Raw genomic sequence first — 21,445 nt, 5'->3', positions numbered from 1 at the left:
GGAAACTAAGAGTTATTCAGAGACTGGAGCTGCAGGACCAGTCGGAGCCGCGGGCTCGGAAGTCACCGGAACCTGGTCGGCGATCGAGCCACGATTGTTCGTTTCAGCGAGAATCGCGAGCAGGATGCTGGTCCCGAAGAAGCAGGCAGCGAGAATTGCCGTGCTGCGGGTCAGCAGGTTGGCCGTACCGCGCGCGGACATGAAACCGCCACCAGCACCGCCGCCGCCACCGATGCCTAGCCCGCCGCCTTCGCTCCGCTGCAGCAGAACGACAATGACAAGGGCCAAAGCGATCATCAGATGAACGACAAGCAGGACTTCGATCATGGTTCTTTCCAGGCTCTCTTTCGACGCTGCGACATAGACGCGCCCCGAAAGGCATAATCATTGAAGCCGCGTTTTAGCTTCCCCGCCCGCGCTTGGCTAGGGCGAATTCTGTTTCGCTGCTTTACGCTGCAGCCGCGGCGATGGCGAGAAAATCCTCCGCCTTGAGGCTGGCGCCGCCGACAAGGGCACCGTCGACATCCTCAAGCCCCAGGATTTCCAAGGCATTTCCCGGTTTCACGGAGCCGCCATAGAGCAGACGAAGCTTGTCAGAGCCGCCTAGAACACTTCCGGCCACCTTCCGCATATGGGCATGCATGGCGGCTATGTCATTCACGGTCGGCGTCCGGCCGGTGCCGATGGCCCAGACAGGCTCGTAAGCAATCACGATCGTGTCTTCGCTGGCCGATTCGGGAACCGACCCGCGAATCTGACTTCCGACGACCGCTTCGGCTTCGCCCGCATCGCGCTGTGCTTCGGTCTCTCCGACACAGATGATCGGGGTCAGCCCCGCAGCCAACGCTGCCGCAGCTTTCGCTTTAACGATTTCATCGCTTTCGGCGTGATCAGCCCGCCGCTCGGAATGACCGACAATTACATAGGTCGCGCCTAGATCCTTGATCATTGCAGCCGCGATATCGCCGGTATGGGCGCCGCTCTCGTTCATATGGCAATCCTGCCCGCCGACAGAAACCGAACTGCCCGACAGCTTTGCCGCTACCGGCGCGATAAGGGTCGCCGGAGGGCAGACCAGCAGATCAGCCTCAGCCCCCGGCGTCACGCCTGAGGCCAAGGCAGCCGCCAAAGCCTCGCCATCGGCACGCAGCATATTCATCTTCCAGTTTCCGGCGATCAGGGCACGGCGCGTCATCTCAGTCTCTTCCCTTGGACTTGAACGAATGGCAAGTCCGGCTTAGCACAGAAGGCTCGTCTGAGGGAGGCTGGAAATCATCGCAGAATTGCGAGTTGCAGCGAGGATTGCCCCGCTTCTATTATGCGCCTCCCCGCAGGGGCCCGTGAAACCCGAAAAGGCCGCGACGTTACTCATGCTTCAACTGATCCGATCCCGCGTCACATCGATCTTCGTCAAGGCGCTGTTTGTTCTGCTGATTGCATCCTTCGCTGTCTGGGGCATCGGGGATATCTTCCTCGGCTCGCCGACCGGCAAGGCTGCGATCGAAGTTGGCAGTGTCGAAATCACCACAGCCGAGGTGCTGGACGAGTTCGAGCGCGTACGGCGCACGACCGGCCTGCAGATGACCGCCCAGGAAGCTGCCGAGATTGGCCTCCTCGAACAGGTCATGGACGATCTTGCTAACCGCGCCCTGTTCATCGCTGAAAGCAATGACCTCGGTCTTGCCGTCGGTGAGGACCTGGTCCGTCAGCGTATCGGCGAAATGCCGGCCTTCAAGGACCAGACTGGCCAGTTCAATCCGGATCTCTTCCGTCAGGTACTTTACCGCGCTCAACTGAGTGAGGACGGGTTCCTGCGTTTGCTGCGTGAGGAAATCATGCGCGACCAGATCGTCAACGCAGTGACCGCCGGTGTCGAAGCGCCGAAGGTCGTGACCGATCTGCTTTACCGCTACCGAAACGAGCGCCGCGTGGCCAAACTGGTTACTCTCGATGTGAAAAGCCTGCCTGAGCCGGCAGCACCGACCGACAGCGCGCTCGACAGTTTCTATAACGAGAACAAGGAAAGGTACCGGGCTCCGGAATATCGCTCCGCGACCGTCCTTTCCCTCACTCCTGAGGCATTGGCTGCCGATATAGAAGTATCGGAAGATCGCCTGAAGGAAGCCTATGAAGTCCGCCTGGACGAGTTCCGCACCGACGCGCGGCGCACGGTCGATCAAATCTTCCTCGCCGATAAAGAGACAGCAGACAAAGCCTCTGCCGCTCTTAACGAGGGGCAGAGCTTCGAGGCAGTCGCCAAGGACATCGCAGATTTGCCCGCCGGCGCGCTGTCGCTCGGGACGATCACCCGCGCTGATCTTGATGGGACAGCCCTCGCCGATTCGATCTTCGGCGCCGAGCTGAATGTACCGACGGCACCGGTCGAGAGCGATCTGGGTTGGCATATATTCCGCGTGACGGATATCGCCGAGGAGAGCACACAGCCCTTCGCCGAAGTGAAAGACCGTCTCAAAAAAGATCTCGCGCAGAACGACGCTCTGGACCGTATTTTCGAGATCGCCAACCAGATCGAAGATTCATTGGCCGGCGGAGATACCATCGAGGAAGCCGCGAAAGCGGTCGATGTCGATGTGCAGACTTTTGCCGCGCTCGACGATCAGGGTCGGGATGCCGACGGTAATCAGGTCGATGGAATTGCTCGCGATCCATCCTTCCGCACGTCGCTTTTCGCAACGCCGCTGAACGATCAGAGCCAGCTTGAGGAAACACGTAACGGCGGATATTTCATCCTGCGCATTGACGGCATTTCCGAATCCGCCATCCGCCCGATGGACGCCGTGAAAGAGCAGGTAAAGCTCAATTACATGGAAGAGCAGCGGGCCGCCGCGAACCTCGTACGGGCGCAGGAGCTGGTGAAGGCATCCGCCTCCGGCGGCCTGATCGCAGCTGCCGAGCAGGCTGGATACGATGTTGTCACAACCGAGCCGTTTTCCCGCACGGGCGACGGTCTTCCGGAAGGTGCACCGGCTGATGTCGCGGAAATCGCATTTGGCCTGAAGGTCGGCGATATCGGCATGTCCGAAGATCTGACCCAAGTCTATATCACCGAGCTTTCCGCGATCCAGGACGCCGAACTGAGCGACGAGGCCGAGGGTCCGCTTGGCCAGCAGCTGAAAGCCGGGATTGCATCGGATGCCGTTGAGAGTCTCATCGCAGCGCTGCGCAAGACCCACGACGTGTCCATCAACCCTGCCCTGCCCCTCAGCGTCATCGAGGGTGTGGGCCTGAGTGGCGGAGCTTCCCCGCAGCAAAGCGGCGGGCTGTTCTAATGCAAGTTTCACCGGAACTCGTCCCGTTCTCCAAGACTTATGCGGACGGGGCGCCTCAGGTCGTCTGGACCACGCTTGTGGCGGACCTGGAGACTCCGGTGTCGGCCATGATGAAACTGGCCGAACGTCGGGCGAACTCGTTCCTGCTGGAATCCGTCGAAGGCGGCAGCGTGCGCGGCAGGTTTTCGATCATCGGTCTGCGGCCCGACGTTATCTGGAGGTTCAAGAAGGACCAGGCGGAAATCAACCGGCAGGCCCGGATTGATCCGCACGCCTTTGAGCCATGCGCTGAAGACCCTTTGACCTCATTCCGCAGCCTGCTCGCGGAATCGGAATTCGAGCTGCCCGAGAACCTGCCGCCTATGGCCTCAGGCCTGTTCGGATATATGGGGTATGACGCCGTTCGCCTGGCGGAACGCATCCCTGACAAGAACCCCGACGATCTTGGCGTTCCCGACGGATTGTTCCTCCGCCCGACGATCATCTGCATCTTTGACCGGCTCGAGGATGTCGTCACCATTGTGACGCCCGTGCGGCCGAGCGAGGGTATGTCTGCGGAAGCGGCCTACGACGCCGCGCGCGCGCTGCTGGCGGACGTGCTGCAGGATTTCGACCGGAACCTGCCCTTAACCCGCCAAGGCGTCGGCGAAGCGACGCCGTTGCCCGAGCCAACCTCGAATACGACGCACGAGGAATTCCACCAGATGGTGGAGAAGGCCAAGGACTATATCGCCGCCGGCGACGCGTTTCAGGTGGTGCCTTCGCAGCGTTTCTCCGTACCGTTCAAGCTGCCGCCACTGGCGCTTTACCGCTCTCTCCGCCGGCTCAACCCGTCACCATTCCTGTTCTATTTCGATTTCGGCGATTTCTCGATCGTCGGCTCCAGTCCGGAAATTCTGGTCCGCGTGCGGGACGGCGACGTCACGCTGCGCCCCCTCGCCGGCACACGCAAGCGCGGTGCCTCGGCCGAGGAAGACAAGGCACTGGCCCAGGAACTGTTGTCCGATCCGAAGGAGCGGGCCGAACATCTGATGCTGCTGGACCTCGGACGGAACGATGTCGGGAGGGTCTCCAAGATCGGCACGGTCAAGGTCATCGAGCAGTTCGTGATCGAGTATTATTCCCACGTCATGCATATCGCTTCCCATGTCGACGGCAAACTGCGGGAGGATCTGGATGCGCTCGACGCTCTCTGGGGCGGCTTCCCGGCCGGAACAGTCTCCGGCGCGCCCAAGGTGCGGGCAATGGAGATCATCGACGAACTTGAGAAGTCACGGCGCGGCGTCTATGCGGGCGCGGTCGGCTATTTCAGCGCCAACGGCTCGATGGATACCTGTATCGCCCTGCGAACCGCCGTGGTGAAGGACGGCACCATGTACGTCCAGGCTGGCGGCGGTGTTGTCGCGGACAGTGATCCGGAAGGCGAGTATCAGGAATCAGTGAACAAGGCCCGGGCCCTGTTCCGAGCCGCCGAAGAGGCCGTAAAGTTCGCAGCTCGCGCAAGCTGACAAACTGTTTCACATTCACATCGTGACCGCAAAGAGCGTCATGAAACGTTAAAAATTCAATATGAAACAGTCAGTTAAAGACTCTTTCTAAAACTGCCCTATTCCGCCGGCTCAGCGGCCAGCTCCGGTGCGTTCGGCGCGTCTTCCGTCGGCAGCAACGCTGCCGCGGCAAGCGCTGTCACAGCCAGGGCACCCAGGATCAAGAACAGCCACTGGAAATCACCGGTTACGCTGTAGACCCAGGCGAGCAACGGCACCGCGCCCGCGGAAACACCAAGTGTCAGCAGGAACTTCACACCGAACGCCGTGCCTCTCCACGCGGGCGGCGTGAAGCGGGCGAACAGGGCGTTCTCCGTCGGAACAGCGATCGTATTCGACAGCACCATGCAGACCGCGACCGGGAACAACAGCCAGCCGTGCAGCGATGCCACGATCACCAGCAGAGGGACCTGCAGAACCCAGGCAGTCACATAAACCCGCTTCTTGTTGAACTTGTCGGCCAGCCATCCGCCGGCAATCTGCGCCCCGCCCGAGCAGAAATAGATAGCCGAGACCAGCAGACCGATCCCCACAAGCCCCCCTCCCGAGCCCAAGCGGTCCTCGAACAGCTTCGGCAGGGCAAAGGACGTTGCCTGGTAGATCAGGCCCGAGCAGCACACCGTAACGGCCAGAGCCAGCGCGCCGCGCCGCATATCCTTACGGGTAGTCTCGGAAGCCATGGGCGCATCTTTGCGCGTATCGCGCTCGATCCATCCCTTCCAGACACCGACAGTCAGAAACAGGCCCGTCAGGACGCAGATAATCCCCGGGATGATGAAGGCCAGTCGCCATGACCCGAGATCCGCGAGCAGAGCGGCAATTAGCGGAGCGGATCCCACACCCAGACTGCCGAAAACACCGTTGATTCCGAGTGCCTTGCCGCGATTGGTCACGTGCCGCACAACCCAGGCAATGCCAACCGGATGATAAATCGCCGCAAAAAAGCCAATCGCCGTCAGGCCGGCCGCTATCTGGAATAGAGATGTCGCAAATCCCGTGAGGATCGACATGGAGCCCGTGCCTAGAAAAAACACCACCATCATTCCCGTCGCGCTCCAGCGGTCCCCGAGATATCCGGCCGGAATTGCGCAGAGTCCGAACAGCAGGTTTCCGAGGAACATAAGCCCGATAAGCTCATGATAGGGCGCATTGAAAACCGGCTGCAGCGCAATCACCGCCGTCGGATAGAGCAGCATGAAGAAATGCGAATAGAAGTGCCCGATGCTGGAAAAGCCGAGCGACAGGCGATCCGAGAGAGGACTCATGTGACGGTTCCACAAAAGCATGAACTCCCAATCGTCGCAGTAAGCCGATAGCGTCACAACTCTTCTTTGTGCATTTGACTCATTCCAGCAGGCATTTACGATACCGCCTGACTTGCCCGAGCGTCGGGCGGCCGGGAACCATTGCAATGCCTTCAAAGTCCGACACATCGCCCTCTCGTAAAGAATCGACTTCCAGCAAAGTCAGGCGCCCGACAAAGGCCCAGATCTCCTGGCTCGCGCGCGGTCTTGGTGAACCAGGCGGAAAACTGCCGCTCTTCACCACGGAAGGGCAGCGGGTCAATGATCGCATGGTAAAGTCCTGTCTGGATCACGGCTGGGCCGAGCCTTGGTTCGAAAACCCGCTGAAACCAAACTGGCTGGTCTGTAAAATTACAGATCAGGGTCGCGCCGTTCTTGACGGAAAGAACCCTGGCTAGGCGTCATCAAGTGCGACGCACGAAGCGAAAAGCACTATCCACGCACAGCTACAGAGAGGGAGCGGAATGACACTTGAGGAATATCTGAGCACCATCATCGGCAGCAAACCCGATCAATGGCGCGCCTCGAACGTTCCGACCTTCATGCACCGCATCGTTCCGTCCAGCACGCCGGGCTCGGACTTTGAACTTCAGGAACACAATATGCTGCTGAATTTCACGGAAGATGTCAGGTTTTCAATGGCCTGGGGCTTGGTCGCAAACAAAAACTACAATGAACCCTGGCTCGACAAGCTGGCGAACAAACGAGGCGACACCGTCATCCTCGACTTCCTGTTCAATGGCGCGCTGGTCTATCGGGAAAAGCTGATCGCCGTCGACAACTGGCGCTGCATTCTACCGCAGCCCCTGAACGCGGACACGCCGCCCTACAAGGTTCCGGAGCGGCGCATGCAGATCGCCAAGCTGGTGCACAGCCTGGTTGGCCCGGACACCAGTTTCGGCGCCTATTTCAAGCGTGTCGGCATGGTTCCAGCAGACATACCGTGGCCATAAGGCTGATAGCCGCCCACGGATCCATTCCGAATTTTACAGAGATTTGGTCGGAGCGGCGGGATTCGAACCCACGACCCCTTCACCCCCAGTGAAGTGCGCTACCAGGCTGCGCTACGCTCCGACCGATCTGGAGGGGTTTCTCTAGCCCGTCGGACACCCGGACGCAAGGGCCTTCGCATCCTCCGAGTTCAACACGCCTGTCAGTGCTTAGCGGCGCACCTTGTCGAGGGCTTTCTTCAGGGATTGCAGCTCACCAAGGGCCGTGCGGACCTCCTGTAATGCGTCCGTGCCAATCGGAGCGGATTCTGCCCCGGAGGCCTCTTGAATGGCGGCTTCGAGCGGCAAGGTAGGTTCCATGTCCTCACTCGCACGTGCGGCGGACGGCCCCGGAATTTCCGGATCGTACTCGCCACCTTCATCATGCCTGAGGGCCGCACGGGCGCCACCATCCTTGAGCAGTTTCTGAACGCCCTTGATTGTGTAGCCGTCTTGATACAGCAACGTGCGAATGCGCCGCAGGAGATCGACATCTTCCGGTCGATAATACCGGCGTCCGCCGCCGCGCTTCAGCGGCCGCACCTGCGAGAACTTGGTTTCCCAGAAGCGGAGGACGTGCGGAGGCACTTCCAGATCGTCGGCGACTTCGCTGATCGTACGAAAAGCGGAGGCCGACTTGCCGTTTCTACGAGTCCCAGTGCTTTGATGGTCGGTCTGCATAGCCATAAGGCGTCATGCCTCCGTACTCACCCGGCGTCTCCGCCAAGCCCTTCGTTGATCCGATTCTTGAGGACGTGAGACGGCCTGAAGACCAGGACTTTACGCGGCAGGATAGGAACTTCCTCACCGGTCTTTGGATTTCGACCGATGCGCTCCCCCTTCTGGCGAACCAGAAAGCTACCAAATGATGAGATCTTGACCACCTCGTCGCGAGACAAGGATTGCGCGATTTCCTCGAGCACAGATTCAACCAGTTCGGCAGACTCATTACGAGAAAGACCGACTTCCTGGTACACTGCCTCGCTCAGTTGAGCCCGTGTAACTGTCTTACCAGTCATTGCCACCCCCATCCTAGAGCGCCCAAAGTATCGTGGAAATCTGAGACAGTCAATTAATCTACTTATTACAGGAATTTGGAGCGGTTTTCTTAACTAATGTCGAACCACACGAAGCCCAAAATCATACTGCAAGAAAGCGTTTTCGAATCGGGCTCTATCACGCTGATTTGACAGTGAATTACGGCATCAACCGCACCGTTCGAAAAGACAATTCCCGATAGATTATCGACCGCCATGCGGTATTCAGGGAGTGCCGATTCGGACCAGCCCCGCGCCCCATACGAGCCCCCCGCCGATCGCTTCAAACAGCACGAGATCGCCATTTTTCACGCGACCGTCGGCGACGGCTTCCGTCAAAGCGAGCGGAACGGAGGCTGCGGAGGTATTGGCGTGCCGGGCGATCGTCGAGACAACCTTCTCTTCCGGCAATTTCATTTTCTGCGCCATGCTCTTGATAATACGGCTGTTCGCCTGGTGCGGAATCAACCAGTCGACGGCTGAGGAATCCAGACCGTTGGCCGACAGTGCCTCATCAATCACGCCAGACAGCTTCGATACGGCATGCCGGAACACTTCCTGCCCTGCCATGCGAACATGACCAACCGTCTGGCTCGACGACGGTCCGCCATCGACATAGAGAACGTCCCGGTGTCGGCCATCTGAGTGCAGATGCGTCGACATCACGCCAAAGTCACTTTCCGCCTCATCACCGTCTGCCGCGCGCAATACAATGGCGCCGGCGCCGTCTCCGAAAAGAACGCAGGTTGTGCGGTCCTCCCAATCGAGAATACGGCTGAATGTTTCGGCACCGATGACGAGCACCGCGCGCGCCTGTCCGCTCTTGATGAAGTTGTCGGCAGTCGCCAGCGCATAGATAAATCCTGCACACACCGCTTGAATATCGAAGGCCGCGCCATGCTCCATACCGAGCTTGGCCTGCACCTTCGTAGCAGTGGACGGGAAGGTATCGTCCGGTGTTGTCGTGGCGACAATGATCAGATCGATATCGGCGACGCTCATCCCTGCGCGCTCAAGCGCGCCCCGCGCCGCGTTCACCGCGAGATCGGAAGTGGCTTCACCCTCCGCCGCAATATGGCGCTGCTTGATCCCTGTCCGCTTCGTGATCCACTCATCAGAGGTATCAACGGTCTTGGAGAGTTCGTCATTGGTCATGATCCGCTGCGGCAAATAGGAGCCGCAGCCGACAAGCAGAGACTTTTTCAGGGTCATGAAGCTACCGATGTCTGGCGTGTCAGGGCCGCGCTTTCGGGGTTTCCATAAAGCGCGATCTCTTCTTTTACTTTGTCCAGGAAGTCATAACGGCACATATCGGCAGCCACGCAAACAGCATTGGCGAAACCGAACTCATCGGTGCCGCCATGGCTCTTTACGCTGATGCCATTCAGGCCGAGAAACACAGCCCCGTTGTAACGCCTGGGATCAAGCCGCTTACGCATCTGGTCCAGCGCACCGCGGCACAGCAGGTAACCGATCCGTGCGGACCAGGAGGAGCGGAACGCATCGCGCAGGAACTGCGTGATCATCCGCGAGGTACCCTCAGCGGTCTTCAGCGCGATGTTTCCGGAAAACCCGTCCGTGACGATCACATCGACTGTTCCGGCCGTAATGTCATCGCCTTCAACGAAACCGATATATTCGAAATTCTCGGACTTGATCTCTCGCAGTTTGGCCGCCGCACCGCGCACCGCCTCACTGCCCTTCTGCTCCTCACTGCCGACATTCAGCAGGCCGACAGTCGGCTTGTTGAGGCCGAGAACCATGCGGGAGAAAATCTCTCCCATCAAAGCAAACTGGAACAGGTTCTCCGCGTCGCAATCGACATTGGCACCGAGATCCAGCATGCAGGTTTCGCCCCGTTTGGTCGGGAAGAAACTGGCGATCGCAGGCCGCTCGATCCCCGGACACATGCGGAGTACGAATTTAGACATGGCCATCAGCGCGCCTGTATTTCCGGCAGACACGACCCCATTCGCCGCACCGTCGGCGACCTGGTTGATGGCAATGCGCATGCTTGAGTCGCGCCCGGACCGGAGCGCCACGGAAGGCTTTTCCGAGGCCGCCACTTCCTTGTCTGTATGGATCAGCGTGTAGTTGCTGTTGCGAAGCCGCTTGGTCTTTTCGATCAGCGGACGCACCTTGGCTTCATCGCCGACCAGAATCAACTTGAGGTCGGGCAACCGCTCGAGGGCGATATCCGCTCCACGAACAACAATGTCAGGCGCGTTATCGCCGCCCATCGCGTCCAGGGCGAGTGTTGGACCGTCTACCATATGTTCGACATCATCCGGGCTGAAAACGCAGCCGACACGGCGCGTTTCGAAACCTCTCGGCAAATAACCTTCCACATAGACGCACCACGGGAAGGCAGGTGATCGAGGGTCATATGCAAAGGTTCACAAGAATTCAATATTTTTAGTCCCCATTTCGCAATCGATTCCGCATTTCCGACAGAACCGAGAACGGGTTTGGCACTGCTTCTTCGATGTCTTCGTCTGCCCAGACGACACCATCCGGAGCATCTTCTTCCCCCGGCTTTCTCGGATGTTCATCGAGCAGCAGGGCTAAATTCTGAGAGAGTACTTCACCGAGGTCAAACCCGCCGTCCTCGATTAAACCCATATTTTCATCATCCGGCGTTAGCTCAATTTCCGTATCCGTTTTCGGAGCCGCCTCGCTACTCAGGATTTCCGAGAAGGAATCCTCGATAACGGTCTCGAACGGCTCGAGAGAAACCACGGACAGGTAAGCAAGACGCGCCATGATCGTTCCATCAATGCGAACCGCCCGGTCACGCCCAAGACGCTCGATGCGGGCCTTGGCCTTAAGCTCGGCTATGCCCGGCAGCCTGAAACGCTGGGCAAGAGCCTGGCACTCTTCCGGCGAAGCTTCGATATCGACATAGGTGACCCGTTTTTTCAGGTCCTTGATCCGGACCGGGCGCGAAAGTTCGATGTTCTGCGTATTTTCCATGGGACGCGCACAATATGCTTCGGGGCGCTCACCCTCAAGAACTACAAGAGGGTAACAGTCTCGGAACAGCTATTTAGGCCGCTGCGAAGGCTAGATTACCGGAAACGACTTCCGCTAGGGGGATCGTATCGAGATGCGCGGCCTGCCGCACCACATATCCGGCCATCGGCATACTAAACGGCTCAGCCTCCGGAGATCCTCGATACAGGTTCCGCTGCAGCGCATCGGCAAGCTGCTGGCCGTCATCGCCCTCTACAGCTTCCAGCCCCAACCTGTAGGCATCGAGGCGGCCATAGAACGCCTTCCCCATCTGCTTCACTTTTTTGCCGACAGACATATCACTGACGCCGATTTCCCGCAGCGACTGGTCAAGATCGACGAACAAGGTATCGAACAAAGCCTGTGAAAAGCGCTCCGATTCGGCCCGGTCCGTCTGCAGACGGAGTAAAACGAGAGCCGTATGCAGAACGAGCAAATCGAACCGCCCGTCCAGAGTATCCGGTACGCCATACCGGGTATAGAAATCAGGCTGCCGCGCCTGCCGAATAACGGTCTGATAGGTTTCCCTGGCCGCTTCGGCGACTTCATCGCGTTTAAAAAACTTGCTGAACACGCGGAATTTTCCAAATCCGGTTTGTATTGGCCGCAAAATGGCTGTGTAGGCCTTCGCCGTCAACGTTGGCTAAGAGGAATGTTGACCTTGGGCTCGGCGGTGCCCAAATTGTCGCCAGAAAGCCGGGCAGCGCAGCCGTCCCAACCGATAGCGCATATTTCACGGCAGCGCGAGACCCCAGGCAATGACGAGATGTAACGGAGACAGTGAGTGAGCCGCATTCCGTTCTGGCGCACCGGACTCGCCTTTCCCCTGGTTGCCCTGCTGCTTCTGGCATGCACCCCGAGGGTCGAGATTCACGGTAATCTGGTCGATATCGACAATCTCGCGGCGATAGAGCCCGGCAAGAGCGACAAGGGGCGTGTCCTTGCCCTGCTCGGCTCCCCTTCGACCGAGAGTGAGTACGGCCAGGAAACCTGGATGTATATCGCCAGGCATACCGAGCAAACGGCTTTCTTCGCCGAGGAAGTCATCGATCAACGGGTGATCTATATCGCCTTCGATGAAACCGGTGTCGTCGATAGTATCGGCCGGCTCAACAAGGAAGACGGCAAGCAGATCGAATATGTAAACCGGCAGACAGAAACTGCGGGACAGCGCATTTCCTTCCTGCAGCAGCTCTTTGGCAATGTCGGGCGCTTCAACCAGGACGTGAATCAGTAGCCAAAACGTCAAAGGCCCCGCCAAAGCGGGGCCTTTTCGTCGTATGTCGGTTCAGAAGCCTCAGGCGGCAAGCGCCGCAAGCAGCAGCAGTGCCACAATATTGGCAATCTTGATCATCGGGTTCACGGCAGGACCGGCAGTGTCCTTGTAAGGATCACCGACAGTATCGCCCGTCACGGCAGCCTTGTGAGCTTCCGAGCCCTTGCCGCCATGATTGCCGTCCTCGATATACTTCTTCGCATTGTCCCAGGCACCGCCACCGGCGGTCATGGAGATGGCGACGAAGATCCCGGTAACGATGGTTCCCAGCAGCATGGCGCCAACCGCAGTAAAGGCAGCGCCCTGCCCGCCGATCGCACTGAACACGAAGTAGACCACGACCGGAGCCAGTACGGGCAGCAGCGACGGGATAATCATTTCCCTGATCGCAGCTTTCGTCAGCATGTCGACCGCCCGGCCATATTCAGGCTTTTCCGTGCCCTTCATAATCCCCGGATGCTCGCGGAACTGACGCCGTACTTCTTCAACCACGGCTCCCCCAGCCCGGCCAACAGCCTGCATGCCAAGCGCACCGAACAGGTACGGCAGCAGACCGCCGATGAAGAGGCCAACCACGACATAGGGATCCTGCAACTCGAACTTGACGTTCAGTTCGGGGAAATAGTGCGCCAGATCCTCGGTGAAGGCCGCAAACAACACCAGGGCTGCAAGACCGGCGGAGCCGATCGCGTAGCCCTTGGTCACTGCCTTGGTAGTATTGCCGACTGCGTCCAGCGCATCCGTGATCTCGCGCACCTCAGGTGGCAAGTCCGCCATCTCCGCGATACCGCCGGCATTGTCCGTCACCGGACCGTAGGCATCGAGCGCAACGACCATGCCTGCAAGCGCCAGCATCGTGGTTGCCGCAATGCCAATGCCGAAGACACCGGCCAGCATATGTGCCGCAATGATACCGCCGGAGATAATCAGAGCCGGAAGTGCCGTGGCCTCCATGGAAACCGCAAGTCCCTGGATCACATTGGTACCATGACCCGTTTCCGAGGATTTCGCGATTGATCGCACCGGACGGTATTCAGTCGAGGTGTAATACTCAGTTACCCAAACAATGAGACCAGTGACGACAAGACCAACGATCGCGCAACCGAAGAGCGTTTTTCCGGTTACCTCCAGGCCGTTCTTCATGACCATCGCCGCGTCCCAACCAAGCGTCTGGCTGATCACGCCGCCAATCAGGACCGCCGACAGAACGGCGCTGACGATAAAGCCCTTATAAAGCGCCTTCATGACCTTCTTGTCGGGTCCAAGCGTGACGAAGAAAGCACCGACCACGGATGCCAGAATGCAGACCGCGCCGATCAAGAGCGGAAAGGTCAGCATCAGGCTCATAGCCTCGCCGGTGAAGAAGATTGCCGCCAGCAGCATGGTCGCCACAACGGTCACCGCGTAGGTCTCGAACAGATCCGCCGCCATGCCCGCACAGTCGCCGACATTGTCGCCAACATTATCAGCGATCACGGCCGGGTTCCGGGGATCGTCCTCGGGGATACCAGCCTCGACCTTACCGACCAGGTCAGCGCCGACATCGGCTCCCTTGGTGAAGATACCGCCGCCAAGGCGGGCGAAGATGGAAATCAGCGAGGCGCCAAAACTGAGAGCGACAAGTGCTTCCAGAATATGCCTGAGGCCTGCGTCCGTTCCTGCATCATAGAAATTGAGCAGGACCGCATAATAACCGGCAACGCCGAGCAGCCCGAGGCCGACAACAAGCATTCCGGTAATCGCGCCGGACTTGAAAGCGATGTTAAGAGCCGGAGCCATACCAACGGTCGCGGCCTGTGTTGTCCGGACATTGGCACGTACGGAGACATGCATGCCGATGTAACCAGCGGCGCCGGACAGGATCGCTCCGATGATGAAGCCGATCGCTACGGTCATGCCAAGCGTCAGCCCGAGAATGACCGCGACAACGATTCCAACGATGCCGATGGTTGTATATTGCCGGTTAAGATACGCCGCCGCGCCTTCCTGGATCGCGCCTGCAATTTCCTGCATCCGTGCGGACCCGGCATCAGCGGCCAGTACCGACCGGATAGCCCAAAGTCCATAGAGCAAGGCTGCCACCCCGCAAAGGACGACAAACGCCAAAGTTCCGCTCATATCGGAAACCCTTCTTTCCTCTTGTGCACATTTCCTCCCAGCAAGGCCCGGTCTTTACGCCGGGCTCCCGCTGGCACATCAAATCGAAGGGTGAAAAAGGCAGACAGCGGAAAGTATTTCGCCGGTCCCCGCCCCACCTATCGAAGAGGTTGAAACCGTAGCAAAAAATCTAAGGCTGTAAAGCGAGTCTAACTGAATACGCAATTACATTTACGGTGTTTACGCGCTGGCCCTTTGGCGCCAGAGAGCAAACGCGATCACTGAAGACGCCACTCCAAGCAGTGGAAGTACGCCGTAGTTCACAGCGTTCCAGCCAAAAGCGTTCAGCAAGGCACCTGATGCGAAGGATGAGGCTGTAACCGTTCCAAATACTAGGAAATCGTTCAATCCCTGTACCTTCGCCCGTTCTTCAGGCGAGTGACATTCCGCCAGCAATGACGTGCCGCCCACAAACATGAAGTTCCAGCCAATACCGAGCATTACGAGACCGAGCCAGAACCGCTCGATTTCGATACCGCTGATGTTCACGGCAACCGCGCCCGTCAGGATGATGGCTCCCGTCAGCATGACCTGACGAACACCGAATCGCTGGATTAGGGAGCCCGTGAAGAAGGACGGCGCATACATCGCCAGAACGTGCCATTGAATCACAAAGGCCGCGTCGCGAAACTCATAGCCGCACCCCATGATCGCAAGCGGCGTCGCCGTCATGACAAAGCTCATGACGCCGTACCCGATCATCGCGCCGATCGCAGCGACCAGAAATGTCGGCTGGCGAATGATGACGGAAAGCGGGCGGACGTGAACACCTTCGCGGGGCTTGGTCGCCGGTGGGATGCGGACAAAATAGAGAAATGCGAAGGACAGTGCCTGGACACAGGCGACGATGATGAAACAACCGGCATAGATCACCGGCGTGAACAGGTCATAGGACCATTTCGAAAGCTCCGGTCCGACCAGCGCAGCAAAGACTCCGCCGGCCAGAACCAAAGAGATCGCCTTGCTGCGGAACTCCGGACTGGCGGTATCCGCGGCGGCATGCCGGTAGAATACGGCAAAGCCCTGAAAACACCCGATCATCATCGATCCGGCAGTGAAGATCAGGAAGCTCTTCTCGAAGATGCCGTGAAATGCTGTCAACGCCCCCACGATGCCGATTGCGATACCAAGGGCAAACCCCGAGCGGCGGCCGATACGGCGCATCAGGAAAGACGCCGGCAGAGTCGTCAGCATTGTCGCGCTGAATTGCAGCGCCAGTGGCACCGTGGACCAGGCCGGGTCGGACGCAAGCTGTTGGCCGACGAGAGCCGTCACGGTCATGTTGACCGACATACCGGTCATGGCAAGTGCCTGGCAGATCGCCAACAGCACTACATTGCGAACCGTTGGGTCGCGATCCTCGATAGCCGAGCTGGTCATGGTTTTCGCAATTCAAAGAAACGGGGACCGTCTGGTAGCACGGCGTCGGCAAAGCGACCAGATATGAGGGAACGCGCTGACGAGCGCTCGTCCCTACAACGGCCGCTCGAAAACGTTCTGGAACAAGAGCTCTACAACGACCCCCTCGCCCACAATCTCCTCGATTTTCGCCAGGAGACGCTGTTTCAGGAAGCCTCTGTCATTGACCCCTGGCTTGATCTCAAGCGAGGAAAGCGCATGCACATATTTCAGGATCGCATCAATGATCCGCACTTTCTTCAGGTTTACCAACTCGAAGTCCGCACCGGGGCGCACCTCGATCAGCAGATGCAAAACCAGGAAGCGGTCGACCTGACCATCGCGGAAAATCGGAATGCTTAACGGCTCAAGGTCGACCAATACGGTCACAGGCGGACGCTCTTCAACCTTTTCCCCTTCGGGCGGGACTTCCTGGCCGAGCATTTCCAGCACCATCGGCGGAAGTAATCCCGGGGCAAACATGGAGATGCCGAATACGCCGCCGCCGGCGAGCACGAGCAATAAAACAAGGATGACAACGATTTTCATGGCTTCATTTAACCCGCGCGTCAGGCATGGGTATAGCCCCGCCGGTCCAGCGCCATGCTTTTTCCCGCCGCATCCAGCAAATCGACACGGCTGCCGGAGCGCATCTTGCCTATCCGGGTCAAAGGAAGACCAGCCTGACCGGCAAGACAGGAAACGACGTCGCGCGCGCTTTCAGGGGCAGTGAAGAGCAGTTCGTAATCGTCCCCGCCACTCACTAAATCCTCGGCACGCACGGCCCCGGCTCGCACGAGTCTCTGCCCCAGATCCGAGAAAGGGACGAGCGGAAGCTCAACCTCTGCACCACCCCCGGAAACCTCGCAAATATGCCCCAGGTCCTGGAGCAATCCATCGGACACATCGAGCCCCGCGCTGGCCACGTCAAGCAGCAGCTGACCAAGCTGCGGCCGCGGCTGCGGGAGCAGATACCGATCAGCCAGTGTCGTGCGTTCGGCCTCCGAGAGGTCAAAATCCGCGCCCTGAAGAACAGCCAGTCCAAGGAAGGAATCCCCGATGGTGCCGGACACATAGATATCGTCGCCCGGCTGCGCCCCGGCGCGCGTCAAAGCCCGATCCGCCGGAACCCAACCGAATGCCGTTACAGAAATGGACAATGGTCCAGGCGTGGAGACGCTGTCCCCTCCAAGTAACCTGATGCCGTATTCCGCGTGATCCTCGGCCTGCCCACGGGCAAACCGCTCGATCCACGCCTCCGCATCCACCATGCCGCGTGGCAAAGCCAAAGTGATCGTGTAGCCGTAAGGCTCAGCCCCCATCGCCGCGAGATCAGAAATATTCACCCTGAGAGCTTTACGCGCGACGCGATCGGCCGGATCGTCTGCCAGAAAATGAACACCAGCAACCAGCGCATCGGCTGTGACGGCCATGCGCTTGCCGGGCGGAGGTGTTACCAGGGCGGCATCGTCGGTCAGGCCCAGCGCATCGCTCTGGCCTTCGACGAGGGGGGAGAAAAAACGCGCAATACGCTCGAACTCGCCGAGCCCCGACATGTTATTCGCTTTCGGAGCCGGACGGAGCGGGCCCCTTTTCATTCTCACGAATGGTGCGGGCGATCCGGTCCAGAACGCCATTGATGAAGCCCGGCTCCTTCTCCGCGAAGAAACCGTGCGCTACATCGACATATTCCGAGATCACGACCGCCGCCGGAACGTCACCATGCGTCAGAAGCTCATGCGCGCCGCACTCGAGGATATTCCGGACGATGGTCTCAAGCCGATCAATCGACCAGTCCTCGGACAACGCCCCTGAAATAAGCCCGTCGACCGTCTCCAGATCCGACGTAACCCCGGCAGTGAGCCGTTCGTAGAAGACAGGGTCCGCAGGGCCGAAACTCTCGTTCTCGTCGCCGCCGGCAAGGCGCAGTTCCTTGAACTCCGCGATCACACGCGGCGCCGGAATACCGGTAATCGCCATTTGATAGAGACTCTGAACCGCAGCGAGACGTGCCGCGGTGCGGCGCTGGCGTTCTGGGAGACGATCTTTGGAAACTGTCATGTTTTTGCTCACTCGACACCGAAGCGGCGCTTCAGCGCCACTAGTGCGAGGGCGGCTTGCACCGCATCCTTGCCTTTGTTTTTCTTGTCTATTGCCGCGCGGGCCCATGCCTGATCACGGTTCTCCACGGTCAGGATACCATTGCCGATGGAAAGCCCTTCCCAAAGAGCCAGATCCTGCAATCCACGGGCACTCTCACCGCAGACGTAATCGTAGTGACTGGTCTCGCCGCGAATGACGCAGCCGAGCGCAACATAGCCGGCATAGGGCTCTCCGTCCGTGCGCTGCGAAGCAATGGCGATGGCCGCCGGAATTTCCAACGCGCCCGGCACCTCGATCCGGTCGTATTCCACACTGGCTTCCTCAAGTGCCGCGATGGCACCTTTCACCAACTCGTTCGCGATATCCTCGTAGAATCGCGCTTCGACAATCAGAATGCGGCTCATTCGCCGGCTCCTTCGTCCCCGGTTTTAACGCCGCGCCGCTCGACCATGCTCAAACCGTAGCCTTCCAGGCCAACGATATTGCGGTCGTGGTTGCTCAGCAAAATCATCTCGCGCACGCCAAGATCCAGCAGGATCTGCGCGCCGACACCGTAATCCCGCAGCTCGTTCTCGGTTTTCTTGCCATCGACCTCAGCGCGGAGCTTGCGGCGCACACGGTCGGAAAGCGCGGTCGCGGACGGCTCGCGGATCAGGACAACGACCCCGGACCCCTCTTCGCCGATCTGGCGCATGGCGTTTTGCAACTCGCCGCCGGCACGTTTCCCGGTCCTGTCGCCCAGAACATCTTCCATGATGCTCAGCGCGTGCATGCGGACCAGCACCGGATCGCCTTTTGTGATATCGCCCTTAACCAAGGCTATATGTTCGGCATAGGTGATCTTGTTGACGTAGACGATCATCCGCCAGTCGCCGCCATACTCACTGTCGAGCGTGGTTTCGACCGAGCGCTGCACCACAGATTCGGTGCGGCGGCGATATTCGATCAGGTCGGCGATCGTCCCCACCTTGAGGCCATGATACTGCGCGAACTGAACCAGGTCCGGTAGCCGCGCCATCGTGCCGTCGTCGTTCATGATCTCGCAAATCACCCCAGACGGGTTAAGCCCGGCCATCCGCGCGATATCGACCACTGCTTCTGTGTGCCCGGCACGCACCAAGGTGCCGCCATCACGGGCCATCAGGGGAAACACATGCCCCGGCGTCACGATATCGTCCCGCGCCGATTTGGAATCGATGGCAACCTGAACAGTCCGAGCCCGGTCATGCGCCGAGATACCGGTCGTCACCCCTTCCCGCGCCTCAATAGAGACGGTGAAGGCGGTTTCATGTCGCGTGCCGTTATTGGAGGACATCAGTGGCAGGCCGAGCTTCTCGATCCGCTCCCGCTCCATGGAGAGGCAAATCAAGCCGCGGCCATATTTGGCCATGAAATTGATCGCTTCCGGCGTGGCCATCTGGGCGGGGATGCAGAGGTCGCCCTCGTTCTCGCGATCCTCGTCATCGACAAGGATGAACATGCGCCCCTGGCGCGCCTCCTCGACCACCTCCTCGATGGAGGAGAGAGCGGTGCGATAAAGCTCGCCGAGCGGTTCAGCCGTTTCAGTCATTCCGTGGTTCCCGGACGTCCAACAGGCGCGCAACATAGCGGGCAAGCATGTCGACTTCCATGTTCAATTCGTCGCCCGGCTTGCGATCACTCAACGTGGTCTCGTTCCAGGTGTGATCGATAATGTTCACGCCGAAGGTGTCGGCGGAAACTTCGTTTACTGTCAGAGAGATACCGTCAAGCGTCACCGACCCCTTGGGCGCCACAAAAGCGGCCAGAGAACGGTCGGGCCTGAGTGTCAGTCGGCGGCTGTCGCCTTCAGGAACGATAGAGAGGATCTCCGCGAGCCCGTCGACATGCCCGCTGACGATATGTCCGCCGAGCTCGTTCCCGACCTTGAGAGCCCGCTCCAGATTGATCCGTGCGCCCTCTTTCCAACCGCCGAGATTGGTCTTGGAGAGAGTCTCAGCCGAGACATCGGCAGCGAACCAGCCGTCCCCCTTGTCGACAACGGTAAGGCAGCAGCCGGAGCATGCAATGGAGGCGCCCAGCGCAACGCTGTCCATATCGAAGGTAGCCGACACGGTCATACGCGTGTCGCCGCCCTTTTCGATACGGCGGACCGTACCGATATGCGTGATGATTCCTGTGAACATGGCCGTAACCTAGTTTCGACGGCGGTAGGTTTCCACCAGATCTTCACCCACGGGCCGGACATAACGCCGTTCGAAACGCGGCATGAATTCAAGAAGCTCGAGACCGAGATCCCGAACAGCGCTCAATCCGTCGCCGCCGATGATGGCCGGCGCGCGAAACCAGACCAATTCGTCAACGCGTTCCTCGCGCACGAATGTGCTGGCAAGCTCACCGCCTGATTCCACCATCAACCGTGTTACACCCCGCTCTGCAAGCAGGGAGAGGACAGCATCGAGATCAAGCCGGCCGTCCTTGACCGCCATCCCGCCAGCCACATCAACACCAGCAGCCGACAAGGCCTGCGCTTTCGGGTCGTCCGCCGCAATCGCGGTGATAACCGTCGTCGGGATATCACGGGCGGTCTCAACGACAATCTGGTCCGTTGTCAGTCTCAGTCCCCCGTCAAGGATCACACGGTCCGGTGAGCGTGCCATCAACCCCGGCAGACGGCATGTCAGCGCCGGGTCGTCTGCCAGCACGGTCCCTATTCCGGTCATGATAGCATCGTGACTGGCCCTGATCTGGTGCGACACAGCGCGGGCTCCGGTACCGGTGATCCACTGGCTTCGCCCGTTCGCCAGCGCCACCTTGCCGTCGAGAGACGTCGCCAGCTTCAGGGTTACGAAAGGACGTTTCTTACGGATACGAGTGAGAAAGCCCTGATTAAGTTCCTCTGCTTCCTTCTCCAGAAGGCCGGAGGCAACCTCAATCCCAGCCTCGGTCAGCCTGGTGTGGCCGGTGCCGTCAACTCGAGGGTCAGGATCGCGCAGGGCATAGACCACCTTTGCCACGCCGGCTGCAATCAGTGCATCCGTGCAAGGCGGGGATACACCATGATGCGCACATGGCTCCAGGGAGACATAAACCGTCGCCCCCCTTGCCGCTTCCCCCGCATCGGCAAGGGCCACCGGTTCAGCATGCGGGCGCCCGCCTGGCTGCGTCCAGCCGCGACCGACAATCCTGCCGTCCCGGACGATGACGCACCCGACAGACGGGTTCGGCGCAACCTGCCCGAGACCGCGCCTGGCCAGCGCCAGTGCGTGACGCATGAAGGAAATATCTTGGTCCATTGTTCCACGCTCCCGTCAAGGCTCCGGCCCGAGGACTGAACCCTCGGGCAGAACCCA

At 59.4% G+C, this 21,445-nt stretch carries 23 protein-coding genes and 1 tRNA gene; 5 read left to right on the top strand and 19 right to left on the bottom strand.

What is annotated here, in order from left to right:
- Positions 1-12: 12 nt before the first annotated feature.
- Both secG and tpiA read right to left on the bottom strand, forming a co-directional pair.
- Positions 13-327, bottom strand: coding sequence for a preprotein translocase subunit SecG (secG, locus tag K328_RS0104095; protein WP_028464880.1), 315 nt, complete (start codon positions 325-327; stop codon positions 13-15).
- A gap of 121 nt (positions 328-448) precedes the next feature.
- On the bottom strand, positions 449-1,195 hold the full coding sequence (tpiA, locus tag K328_RS0104090; protein WP_028464879.1) for a triose-phosphate isomerase: 747 nt from the start codon (positions 1,193-1,195) through the stop codon (positions 449-451).
- A 175-nt stretch (positions 1,196-1,370) separates the two neighbouring features.
- On the opposite strand from tpiA, the gene K328_RS0104085 reads away from it, so the two are divergent.
- Positions 1,371-3,290, top strand: coding sequence for a SurA N-terminal domain-containing protein (locus K328_RS0104085; RefSeq protein WP_028464878.1), 1,920 nt, complete (start codon positions 1,371-1,373; stop codon positions 3,288-3,290).
- Complete coding sequence (gene trpE / locus K328_RS0104080) at positions 3,290-4,798, top strand: anthranilate synthase component I (protein WP_028464877.1); 1,509 nt, start codon at positions 3,290-3,292, stop codon at positions 4,796-4,798. Before K328_RS0104085 ends, trpE begins: the two co-directional genes overlap by 1 nt.
- Before the next feature lie 98 nt (positions 4,799-4,896).
- Here trpE and K328_RS0104075 read toward each other — a convergent pair whose 3' ends face one another.
- Positions 4,897-6,102, bottom strand: coding sequence for an MFS transporter (locus K328_RS0104075; RefSeq protein WP_028464876.1), 1,206 nt, complete (start codon positions 6,100-6,102; stop codon positions 4,897-4,899).
- Positions 6,103-6,248: 146 nt separating this feature from the next.
- Between K328_RS0104075 and K328_RS0104070 the strand changes: the two genes are divergently transcribed.
- A complete protein-coding gene (locus K328_RS0104070) occupies positions 6,249-6,539 on the top strand; it encodes a hypothetical protein (protein ID WP_028464875.1) in 291 nt (96 codons plus the stop codon).
- Between the two features lie 66 nt (positions 6,540-6,605).
- Positions 6,606-7,094: a hypothetical protein gene (locus K328_RS0104065; RefSeq protein WP_028464874.1), complete on the top strand. Its 489-nt coding sequence runs from the start codon at positions 6,606-6,608 to the stop codon at positions 7,092-7,094.
- Positions 7,095-7,138: 44 nt separating this feature from the next.
- On the opposite strand, the gene K328_RS0104060 is transcribed toward K328_RS0104065, so the two are convergent.
- The 7 genes from K328_RS0104060 to K328_RS0104025 all read right to left on the bottom strand — a co-directional run bounded on the left by K328_RS0104060 (position 7,139) and on the right by K328_RS0104025 (position 11,753).
- Positions 7,139-7,215: transfer RNA gene (locus tag K328_RS0104060), tRNA-Pro, on the bottom strand.
- Between the two features lie 86 nt (positions 7,216-7,301).
- Entirely contained in the window at positions 7,302-7,817 is a 516-nt protein-coding gene (locus K328_RS22500) for a MerR family transcriptional regulator (protein ID WP_051284443.1), read from the bottom strand.
- 20 nt (positions 7,818-7,837) lie between these two features.
- A complete protein-coding gene (locus K328_RS0104050) occupies positions 7,838-8,149 on the bottom strand; it encodes an integration host factor subunit alpha (RefSeq protein ID WP_036553124.1) in 312 nt (103 codons plus the stop codon).
- Positions 8,150-8,392: 243 nt separating this feature from the next.
- Positions 8,393-9,379, bottom strand: a complete 987-nt coding sequence (locus tag K328_RS0104040) for a beta-ketoacyl-ACP synthase III (RefSeq protein WP_028464872.1) — start codon at positions 9,377-9,379, stop codon at positions 8,393-8,395.
- On the bottom strand, positions 9,376-10,440 hold the full coding sequence (gene plsX / locus K328_RS0104035; protein ID WP_028464871.1) for a phosphate acyltransferase PlsX: 1,065 nt from the start codon (positions 10,438-10,440) through the stop codon (positions 9,376-9,378). The genes K328_RS0104040 and plsX overlap by 4 nt, the downstream gene beginning before the upstream one ends.
- 142 nt (positions 10,441-10,582) lie before the next feature.
- Positions 10,583-11,140, bottom strand: a complete 558-nt coding sequence (locus K328_RS0104030) for a YceD family protein (protein WP_028464870.1) — start codon at positions 11,138-11,140, stop codon at positions 10,583-10,585.
- 73 nt (positions 11,141-11,213) lie between these two features.
- Positions 11,214-11,753: a ubiquinol-cytochrome C chaperone family protein gene (locus tag K328_RS0104025; protein ID WP_028464869.1), complete on the bottom strand. Its 540-nt coding sequence runs from the start codon at positions 11,751-11,753 to the stop codon at positions 11,214-11,216.
- Between the two features lie 210 nt (positions 11,754-11,963).
- Here K328_RS0104025 and K328_RS0104020 point away from each other — a divergent pair, with 210 nt between their 5' ends.
- Positions 11,964-12,416, top strand: coding sequence for an outer membrane protein assembly factor BamE (locus K328_RS0104020; RefSeq protein WP_028464868.1), 453 nt, complete (start codon positions 11,964-11,966; stop codon positions 12,414-12,416).
- A 60-nt stretch (positions 12,417-12,476) separates the two neighbouring features.
- On the opposite strand, the gene K328_RS0104015 is transcribed toward K328_RS0104020, so the two are convergent.
- From K328_RS0104015 to ribD, 9 genes are all read right to left on the bottom strand, one after another.
- Complete coding sequence (locus K328_RS0104015) at positions 12,477-14,573, bottom strand: sodium-translocating pyrophosphatase (protein ID WP_028464867.1); 2,097 nt, start codon at positions 14,571-14,573, stop codon at positions 12,477-12,479.
- A 219-nt stretch (positions 14,574-14,792) separates the two neighbouring features.
- Positions 14,793-15,992, bottom strand: coding sequence for an MFS transporter (locus K328_RS0104010; protein ID WP_028464866.1), 1,200 nt, complete (start codon positions 15,990-15,992; stop codon positions 14,793-14,795).
- Positions 15,993-16,085: 93 nt separating this feature from the next.
- Complete coding sequence (locus K328_RS0104005) at positions 16,086-16,559, bottom strand: flagellar basal body-associated FliL family protein (RefSeq protein ID WP_028464865.1); 474 nt, start codon at positions 16,557-16,559, stop codon at positions 16,086-16,088.
- A gap of 20 nt (positions 16,560-16,579) precedes the next feature.
- The gene (thiL, locus tag K328_RS0104000) at positions 16,580-17,566 is read right to left on the bottom strand and encodes a thiamine-phosphate kinase (protein WP_028464864.1); all 987 of its coding nucleotides are present in this window, start codon (positions 17,564-17,566) and stop codon (positions 16,580-16,582) included.
- 1 nt (position 17,567) lies between these two features.
- Positions 17,568-18,071, bottom strand: coding sequence for a transcription antitermination factor NusB (gene nusB, locus K328_RS0103995; protein ID WP_028464863.1), 504 nt, complete (start codon positions 18,069-18,071; stop codon positions 17,568-17,570).
- 8 nt (positions 18,072-18,079) lie between these two features.
- Positions 18,080-18,517, bottom strand: a complete 438-nt coding sequence (locus K328_RS0103990; RefSeq protein ID WP_028464862.1) for a 6,7-dimethyl-8-ribityllumazine synthase — start codon at positions 18,515-18,517, stop codon at positions 18,080-18,082.
- Positions 18,514-19,683 (bottom strand): 3,4-dihydroxy-2-butanone-4-phosphate synthase, encoded by a 1,170-nt coding sequence (ribB, locus tag K328_RS0103985; protein WP_051284440.1) that lies wholly within the window; start codon positions 19,681-19,683, stop codon positions 18,514-18,516. Before ribB ends, K328_RS0103990 begins: the two co-directional genes overlap by 4 nt.
- Positions 19,676-20,278: a riboflavin synthase gene (locus K328_RS0103980; protein WP_028464860.1), complete on the bottom strand. Its 603-nt coding sequence runs from the start codon at positions 20,276-20,278 to the stop codon at positions 19,676-19,678. The genes ribB and K328_RS0103980 overlap by 8 nt, the downstream gene beginning before the upstream one ends.
- A 9-nt stretch (positions 20,279-20,287) precedes the next feature.
- Positions 20,288-21,388 (bottom strand): bifunctional diaminohydroxyphosphoribosylaminopyrimidine deaminase/5-amino-6-(5-phosphoribosylamino)uracil reductase RibD, encoded by a 1,101-nt coding sequence (ribD, locus tag K328_RS0103975; protein ID WP_028464859.1) that lies wholly within the window; start codon positions 21,386-21,388, stop codon positions 20,288-20,290.
- Positions 21,389-21,445 lie beyond the last annotated feature (57 nt).

It is taken from the genome of Nisaea denitrificans DSM 18348 (assembly GCF_000426505.1).
Taxonomy (GTDB): Bacteria; Pseudomonadota; Alphaproteobacteria; order Thalassobaculales; family Thalassobaculaceae; genus Nisaea; species Nisaea denitrificans.
Note: the sequence above shows the minus strand (reverse complement) of the source record. Positions and strands in the feature narration are given on the sequence as shown.

Excerpts from the sequence above, each read along its gene's own strand:
- secG (WP_028464880.1), bottom strand. The coding sequence starts at position 327 with ATGATCGAAGTCCTGCTTGTCGTTCATCTGATGATCGCTTTGGCCCTT.
- tpiA (WP_028464879.1), bottom strand. The coding sequence starts at position 1,195 with ATGACGCGCCGTGCCCTGATCGCCGGAAACTGGAAGATGAATATGCTG.
- K328_RS0104085 (WP_028464878.1), top strand. The coding sequence starts at position 1,371 with ATGCTTCAACTGATCCGATCCCGCGTCACATCGATCTTCGTCAAGGCG.
- trpE (WP_028464877.1), top strand. The coding sequence starts at position 3,290 with ATGCAAGTTTCACCGGAACTCGTCCCGTTCTCCAAGACTTATGCGGAC.
- K328_RS0104075 (WP_028464876.1), bottom strand. The coding sequence starts at position 6,102 with ATGAGTCCTCTCTCGGATCGCCTGTCGCTCGGCTTTTCCAGCATCGGG.
- K328_RS0104070 (WP_028464875.1), top strand. The coding sequence starts at position 6,249 with ATGCCTTCAAAGTCCGACACATCGCCCTCTCGTAAAGAATCGACTTCC.
- K328_RS0104065 (WP_028464874.1), top strand. The coding sequence starts at position 6,606 with ATGACACTTGAGGAATATCTGAGCACCATCATCGGCAGCAAACCCGAT.
- K328_RS22500 (WP_051284443.1), bottom strand. The coding sequence starts at position 7,817 with ATGGCTATGCAGACCGACCATCAAAGCACTGGGACTCGTAGAAACGGC.
- K328_RS0104050 (WP_036553124.1), bottom strand. The coding sequence starts at position 8,149 with ATGACTGGTAAGACAGTTACACGGGCTCAACTGAGCGAGGCAGTGTAC.
- K328_RS0104040 (WP_028464872.1), bottom strand. The coding sequence starts at position 9,379 with ATGACCCTGAAAAAGTCTCTGCTTGTCGGCTGCGGCTCCTATTTGCCG.
- plsX (WP_028464871.1), bottom strand. The coding sequence starts at position 10,440 with ATGGTAGACGGTCCAACACTCGCCCTGGACGCGATGGGCGGCGATAAC.
- K328_RS0104030 (WP_028464870.1), bottom strand. The coding sequence starts at position 11,140 with ATGGAAAATACGCAGAACATCGAACTTTCGCGCCCGGTCCGGATCAAG.
- K328_RS0104015 (WP_028464867.1), bottom strand. The coding sequence starts at position 14,573 with ATGAGCGGAACTTTGGCGTTTGTCGTCCTTTGCGGGGTGGCAGCCTTG.
- K328_RS0104010 (WP_028464866.1), bottom strand. The coding sequence starts at position 15,992 with ATGACCAGCTCGGCTATCGAGGATCGCGACCCAACGGTTCGCAATGTA.
- K328_RS0104005 (WP_028464865.1), bottom strand. The coding sequence starts at position 16,559 with ATGAAAATCGTTGTCATCCTTGTTTTATTGCTCGTGCTCGCCGGCGGC.
- thiL (WP_028464864.1), bottom strand. The coding sequence starts at position 17,566 with ATGTCGGGGCTCGGCGAGTTCGAGCGTATTGCGCGTTTTTTCTCCCCC.
- nusB (WP_028464863.1), bottom strand. The coding sequence starts at position 18,071 with ATGACAGTTTCCAAAGATCGTCTCCCAGAACGCCAGCGCCGCACCGCG.
- K328_RS0103990 (WP_028464862.1), bottom strand. The coding sequence starts at position 18,517 with ATGAGCCGCATTCTGATTGTCGAAGCGCGATTCTACGAGGATATCGCG.
- ribB (WP_051284440.1), bottom strand. The coding sequence starts at position 19,683 with ATGACTGAAACGGCTGAACCGCTCGGCGAGCTTTATCGCACCGCTCTC.
- K328_RS0103980 (WP_028464860.1), bottom strand. The coding sequence starts at position 20,278 with ATGTTCACAGGAATCATCACGCATATCGGTACGGTCCGCCGTATCGAA.
- ribD (WP_028464859.1), bottom strand. The coding sequence starts at position 21,388 with ATGGACCAAGATATTTCCTTCATGCGTCACGCACTGGCGCTGGCCAGG.